A 6,305-nucleotide genomic window follows, 5' to 3' on the forward strand; every position below is an offset into this window, starting at 1 on the left:
GCGCGCGGCCGGGCGCCGCGCTCCGGCGCCGAGGCGCGGGGTCGGGCGATGACGGCCTCGACCCAGTGCAGCTCCCGGGCGTCGGCCAGGACGGCCAGGCACTCGGGCGGCAGTTCCACGCTTTTCTGGGCGCAGTACACCGTCGCATCCAGCGGCAGCGAGGCCCGGTCGCCCTCGGACCAGAGGAAGGGAAGGCTGTCGACGAAAACCGTGGGCACGCCGAGGGCCAGCAGCGCCGTCGCGGCCGCGCCGTCCAGGACGACCACGGCGGCCCGCACCCCCTGTGACCGTACGAACTCCTCGACCGCGGGGGCCGCCGGACCGGTGTCGCCCGGCAGGTCGTACCAGCCGTCCACCGCGTGCTCGGCGAGCAGGGGGCGGCCCAGTCCCGACGCCATTCCGACGAATCGCAGAGGCGGCGTGGACCGGTCTCGCAATTCGGATAGCACCGCGCTCAGTTTTCCCGAGCTTCCCCATCCGAATTCCGCCCCGACGATTGCGACGGTGACGGGATCCGGGTGGGTGGAGGGAGCCGCGGAGCGCAGGGCGTGGATGGGCGGCATCGGCTGACTCTCGCATTTCAGTGGAGGAGTGGCACGCTGGGAAAAGGGGGACGGGCGCCGCGCACGCACCCGCATGCGCACAGACGCAGTGGCCCGCATCGGGGCCGGGTGATTGCTCCCCGAAGTCCCTGTCGGGCACAACCATTCCGTATGCGGGTGCATGATGCAAGAAATCGGTGCGGCCCTGAAACCAGCGAGTGAATAGCCCGATCAGTCGCATAATCATTTGCCGGTGGGCGGTAATTGAGTATGCGCCACAAGGCCGAAAACCCATCAGCCGGGCCACCGGAATCGAATCGCCCCGAGCGTGTCCGGCCGCTAGCATCTGCCCCCATGGGCTACCTCGAAGCCGCCTCCCTCGGACACGTTCTCCCCGATGGACGCGAGCTGTTCAGCGATGTCTCGTTCCGGGTATCGGCAGGCCAGACCGTCGCGCTCATCGGTGACAACGGCGCGGGCAAGACCACGCTCCTGCGCACCCTCGCGGGCGACGTCCCGGCACAGCAGGGATCGTTTCGAAGCCAGGGCGCCGTCGCGGTCATGCCCCAGTTCATCGGCAGCCTGCGTGACGACCGCACCGTCCGGGACCTCCTGCTCACCGTCGCCCCCGTGCCGCTGCGGACGGCGGCCGCCGCCCTCGACGCGGCCGAACTCGCCATGATGGAGGCCGATGACGAAACCACCCAGGTCCGGTACGCCCAGGCGCTGGTGGACTGGGGCGAGGCCGGCGGGTACGACCACGAGGTGCTCTGGGACACGGTGACGGTCGCCGCACTCGGCGTCCCGTTCCAGGCCGCGCAGTTCAGGGAGGTGACGACGCTGTCCGGTGGCGAGCAGAAGCGCCTCGTCCTGGAGGCCCTGCTCCGGGGCCCGGCCGAACTGCTGCTGCTCGACGAACCGGACAACTATCTGGACGTTCCGGGAAAGCGCTGGCTGGAGGAACAGCTCACCCAGACCCGCAAGGGGGTGCTGCTGATCACCCACGACCGTGAGGTGCTGAGTCGCACGGCCGGCCAGGTCGTGACCCTGGAGGGCGGAACGGCCTGGACCCACGGAGGCGGATTCGCCGGCTGGGGCGAGGCCCGCGAGGCGCGCTGGCAGCGTGTGGCGGAACTGCGTCAGCGCTGGAGCGAGAAGCACGAGCAGCTCAAGCAGTTGGTCCGGACCCTGCGTCAGCAGTCGTCCATCAGCGACGAGATGGCCTCGCGGTACCACGCGGCCCAGACGCGGCTGAGGAAGTTCGAGGAGGCCGGACCGCCGCCCGCGCCGCCGCGCCGGCAGCGGGTCGCACCGGACTTGCGCGGGGCCCGGACCGGCATCCGCGCGATCACGTGCCAGAACCTCGAACTCAGCGGCCTGATGAAGCCGTTCGACCTGGAGGTGTTCTTCGGCGACCGGGTCTGCGTGCTCGGCTCCAACGGGTCCGGCAAGAGCCACTTCCTGCGCCTGCTGGACGAGGTCTCCGCGGAGACGGCCCCGAGCGTGGGACACACCGGTGTGTGCCGACTGGGCGCACGCGTCCGACCCGGGCTGTTCGCCCAGACGCACCGGCACCCGGAGTGGGCCGGCCGGACCCCGGCCGAGATCCTCGGCGCCGGGGAGGGCGACCGCCCCGGGCTGGACCTTCAGGGCGCCATGTCGGCCCTGAGCCGCTACGGCCTGGCAGGCGCCGGACGCCAGAGCTTCGAGACCCTCTCGGGCGGTCAGCAGGCACGCTTCCAGGTCCTGCTGCTGGAACTCGCCGGGGCGACCCTGTTGTTGCTGGACGAACCGACCGACAATCTCGACCTGATCTCGGCCGAGGCCCTGGAGCAGGCCCTGACCGACTTCACCGGAACGGTCGTGGCGGTCACCCACGACCGCTGGTTCGCCCGGGTGTTCAGCCGTTTCCTGGTCTTCCGGGAGGACGGCAGGGTGGTGGAGACGGACGAACCGGTCTGGGACGAGGGCCGGGTCAGCCGCGTCCGCGGCTGACCCGGGACGGCGTCTCCGCCGTGTCGAGGCCCATGCTTCCCGTCACGTGCCGTCGTGCGTCCCCTGGGTTCGGGTGGCGCGGTACCGGTCGAGGGCCTGCCTGGCTTTCCGCTCGGTGAGGATGGGAAGGAACGTCTTGAGCCTGGCACCGCTCAAGTCCCTGCCCGCGTCCTCGACCGTGGCTTCGACGACGATCGCGTCGATGTCGGGATATGCGGCTGCGAGGCGGGTGACGAGGTGCCGGAGGGTGCCGTCCTCGTCGTGGAATTGCTGTGCCATGTCTCCTGGATTCTGTCGTCATGCGGATGCAGGCTGACTGCCCACATTGATGAGGCGGCGATGCAGCCGGAAGGAGATCTTCAGCCAGATGTGTTCCGCGTTGCTTCCGGCGGACGCCCATCCATCCGACCGGCCGGTCCGCAGCGCGTTCCCGAAGCGGCCGGCGGCGGTGTCACGCGTCCGGCCCACCCCGGATGCGAGGGCCACCGCGTTCGATGACGATCGCAGGCGGAGGAGGCAGGCGCGGGTGCGTCCTCGCGACCGGTGAAGGGCCCGGTGAAGGGCCCGGCGAAGGGCCCGGTGACGGGCCGAGGCCGCGGGCGGAGGAGGAACCTTGACCCAGCTGGCTCGGATTCCCCTGGCGGACGGCGGCTTCCTGCTGGTGGAGGCTCCGGCGGCGGCCGGGCCGGTGAAGGCGGGCCGCCTCGGCGACGCCGTCCGCGAACTCCCCGGCACCCTGCAATCCGCCCTGGGGTCGGTGACGGACGCGGCGGGAGCCATGCTCGACCAGCTGCGCAGGGCCGGCCCCGACGCGATCACGGTCGAGTTCGGCGTCGACCTGGCCTTCGAGGCCGGGGCCGTGATCACCAAGAGCAGCACCGACTGCCACCTGCGCGTGACGATGGCGTGGAAGGAGCGGTCCACCGGTACGGGCACGGACCCGAAGCCCCCTGCCTGACCCCGACCGGCCCGGGGCCCGGTGTGACCCGCCGGCTGAAGGCGTCGCCGGGACGAGTCGCCTACGGGCGCACGCTCAGGCTCTGGGGCCGATGTCGTTCCAGCCGCGTTCGATGTCGTTCCAGCCGCGTTCGAGGAGGTCGAAGGCGCGTGTGACCGCCTCGTGGCGGTCGGCGTGCCCGGGGGCGCTGCGGGGGGCCTCCAGTGCGAAGTGGGCGAGTGCGGCGCAGTCCGGATCACCGGCGGGGACTCCGCTCGCCTCGGCGATGGCGTGCGCGAGCGAGGTCTCGTGGCGGAGCCACATGCGCTGGGCGTACTCGCGCAGGGCGGGGGTGCCCTCCACGAGCGAGACGAAGGCCGCGAAGGCGGGGTCGGCGTCCCGGCGGCCGACCCGGCAGCTCAGGGCGTGCTCGCGCAGGGCCGCCACGACGGACTGGCCACGGGCCCTCTCCTGCACGGCGGCCAGCAGCCGGGCCTCCTGCTCGGCGTCCTCGTCGAAAACGAGGGCCTCTTTCACCGGGAAGTACTTGAACAGGGTGGTGGTGGACACGTCCACGGCATCGGCGATGTCCCGGATGCCGACCTGGTCGTAGCCGCGTTCGAGGAAGAGGCGCAGGGCGGCATCGGCAAGGGCCCGTCGGGTGGCGGCCTTCTTGCGTTCGCGGCGCCCCACCGGTTCTCGATCCGCGGTCGTCTCGCTCATGTCCGCACCCTACCCTCTGGTTGTACGGCTATGAAGATTGAGTTGTTGCACTCACCGGTGACGCCATCGGACCGGAGCCGTGGACCGGGGCCCGGACGGCGGAGCCGCCGTCCGGGCGTTGACGGCACGCCGGGGCTACGGCCGGGCGGGCCGGTGCCGCTCCCGCGCTTCGTGCCTGCGGTCCACCACCGCACGGAGTTTCCCGCTCGTCGGCGTGCGGTCCAGGGCGGCGCCGTGCACCGGCTCCACCGTGAAGTCCAGCAGCTGCTCCGCCACGGCCGAGCGCACTTCGGGGTAGGCCGCCAGGAAGGCGTCGCGCGCCGCGGCCGGGTCCAGGGTGTCGGTGCGCTCCATGCGGAGGGTGAGGACCTCGCGGACGGGCCCGCCGGCCAGGACCGTCTGCATCTCGCCGCTGTAGTGCAGCCGCTCCTGCGCGATGGCCACGAAGCGGCGGTGGTTGATGAAGTACGTCGCCACCCGCATCACCTCGCCCAGCCGGCCGAGCAGTTCGAAGCGCGGGGCGTGGCTGCCGCAGGGGCAGCGGCCCGGCAGGGCGCGTCCGAGGTCGCCGATGACGTAGCGGTCGAGGTGCTGGCCGCGGCGGGCGCGGGTGGTGAAGACGAGCCGGCCGGTCTCCCCGGGCGCCACCGGGCGGTCGGCGTCGATCTCGACGATCTCCAGGGTGTGGAGGTCGGCGTGGAGGTGGTGGACGCTGCCCGTGCTGTGCGTGCACTGGTAGCCGAGCGGGCCGAGGTCGGTGCTGCCGTAGGTGAGGGAGCGGATGACCTCGATGCCGTAGGTCTCGGTGAGGGTGCGGCGCTGCTCCTCGGTGAAGTGTTCGCCGCCGTAGTAGATCTTGCGGATGCCGCCGTAGGGGCGCAGGAGGTCCGAGGCCCCGTGCAGGAGCTGCCAGAGGTAGGACGGCATGCCGAAGAGGGTGTCCACCTCGTACGCGATGATCATCTCCGCGGTCGCCCGGTGGTCGGGTCCGGCGGCCATCGGCATCTGGACGCCGCCGAGGCGTTCCAGAATGGAGAAGAAGCTGATGAACCCGCCGTACATGCCGCCGCAGTAGAAGAGGTTGGCGGTGCGGTCGCGCGCCGGGTCGTAGCCGGCGGCGAGCAGGCCGCGGGCGGCGGCGTGCATCTGCGTGTCGTAGTCCTCGTACGTGAAGAGCGACAGGGCGGGCGCACCGGTGCTGCCTCCGCTGCGGAAGTACAGCTCGGCGTCGCCCCGGTCGACGCCGCGGTTGAGGTCCTGGACGGCGGCCTTGTCGAGCAGCGGTCCCGCGGGCGCCGGGAAGGCGACCGGGCGGGCGAGGTCGTCGAGGCAGGCGGTGGTGGCGAAGCGCCGGTCGGCCTGGACCGCGACGCGGCGGCTGTAGCGCTGGAGGGCGTACACACCGTCGTGGGGTTCGCCGGAGTAACCGGCCGTCATGGCGCCGACGGGCGTGACGCGGGTGGCACCGGCCGCCAGGACCAGGGCGGACAGCTCGGCGGTGTCGGTGCGGCCGGCCGCGATGCCCGCGGTCTGGAGGTAGCGGCGCATGGGGCGCAGCGTCGCGATGAGCTTCTTGCGGGGCAGCGGCTTGACCCAGACGCTGCGGTGCAGCGGGGAGGCGGTGAGGGCCGGGCGGGTGTCGGCGATGACGCGCCAGGTGCCGTCGGGAGCGGCCAGGACGCGGGTGAAGCCGAGGTGTTCCTCCAGACGGGCGAGGTGCTCGGTGGTGGTCAGCTCGGCGTACTCGGCCGGGTCGAGCTCCACCCCGGCGGGCGCGGGCCGGGCGGCCAGCGCGGCGGCGATCCGCTCGGCGCACGCGTGGAGTTCCCCGGTGTCCTCGGTGTCGAGGTAGACCACCTGGGGGCTGGAGCAGGCCTGCTGCTCGAAGAGGCAGATGTCCCGGGCCAGGGCGGTCAGGGTCTCCTCGTCCGCCCAGCCGTCCCGCGTGAGGTAGGCGAAGGAGATCTTGTGCCCCCACTCCACCAGGCGGCAGCCGGCCGGGACGTGCGCGGCGACGCCCTCGACGGCGGCCTCGCCGCCCCACACGGCGACGGCGTCGGCGGGGGCGCACATCAGGCGCAGCCAGTCCTGGCGGGAGGAGGGGAAGC

General features: G+C 72.1%; 5 protein-coding genes and 1 pseudogene. 2 read left to right on the forward strand and 4 right to left on the reverse strand.

All coding sequences use genetic code 11. The annotated features are described in order from the left end of the window. Window positions 1-398 (reverse strand): annotated as a pseudogene (locus ABZW32_RS38425) (hydroxymethylcytosylglucuronate/cytosylglucuronate synthase); the annotation flags it as partial. A gap of 498 nt (window positions 399-896) precedes the next feature. Between ABZW32_RS38425 and ABZW32_RS38430 the strand changes: the two are divergent. Then, window positions 897-2,537: an ATP-binding cassette domain-containing protein gene (locus ABZW32_RS38430; RefSeq protein ID WP_356225370.1), complete on the forward strand. Its 1,641-nt coding sequence runs from the start codon at window positions 897-899 to the stop codon at window positions 2,535-2,537. A 42-nt stretch (window positions 2,538-2,579) separates the two neighbouring features. Here ABZW32_RS38430 and ABZW32_RS38435 read toward each other — a convergent pair whose 3' ends face one another. Next, window positions 2,580-2,816 (reverse strand): three-helix bundle dimerization domain-containing protein, encoded by a 237-nt coding sequence (locus tag ABZW32_RS38435; RefSeq protein ID WP_356225372.1) that lies wholly within the window; start codon window positions 2,814-2,816, stop codon window positions 2,580-2,582. A gap of 334 nt (window positions 2,817-3,150) precedes the next feature. Here ABZW32_RS38435 and ABZW32_RS38440 point away from each other — a divergent pair, with 334 nt between their 5' ends. Beyond that, complete coding sequence (locus ABZW32_RS38440) at window positions 3,151-3,495, forward strand: CU044_2847 family protein (protein WP_356225374.1); 345 nt, start codon at window positions 3,151-3,153, stop codon at window positions 3,493-3,495. A gap of 75 nt (window positions 3,496-3,570) precedes the next feature. Here ABZW32_RS38440 and ABZW32_RS38445 read toward each other — a convergent pair whose 3' ends face one another. Beyond that, window positions 3,571-4,197 carry a TetR family transcriptional regulator gene (locus ABZW32_RS38445; RefSeq protein WP_356225376.1) on the reverse strand — a complete coding sequence of 209 codons (627 nt, stop codon included), beginning with the start codon at window positions 4,195-4,197 and terminating at the stop codon, window positions 3,571-3,573. A 135-nt stretch (window positions 4,198-4,332) separates the two neighbouring features. Next, window positions 4,333-6,305, reverse strand: a 1,973-nt coding sequence (locus ABZW32_RS38450; protein WP_356225378.1) for an acyl-CoA reductase, incomplete at its 5' end; no start/stop codon positions are given.

The sequence above is a fragment of the Streptomyces sp. NPDC004667 genome, assembly GCF_040609475.1.
Taxonomy (GTDB): domain Bacteria; phylum Actinomycetota; class Actinomycetes; order Streptomycetales; family Streptomycetaceae; genus Streptomyces.

Coding starts and splice junctions, on each gene's coding strand:
- ABZW32_RS38430 (WP_356225370.1), top strand. CDS start 897: ATGGGCTACCTCGAAGCCGCCTCCCTCGGACACGTTCTCCCCGATGGA.
- ABZW32_RS38435 (WP_356225372.1), bottom strand. CDS start 2,816: ATGGCACAGCAATTCCACGACGAGGACGGCACCCTCCGGCACCTCGTC.
- ABZW32_RS38445 (WP_356225376.1), bottom strand. CDS start 4,197: ATGAGCGAGACGACCGCGGATCGAGAACCGGTGGGGCGCCGCGAACGC.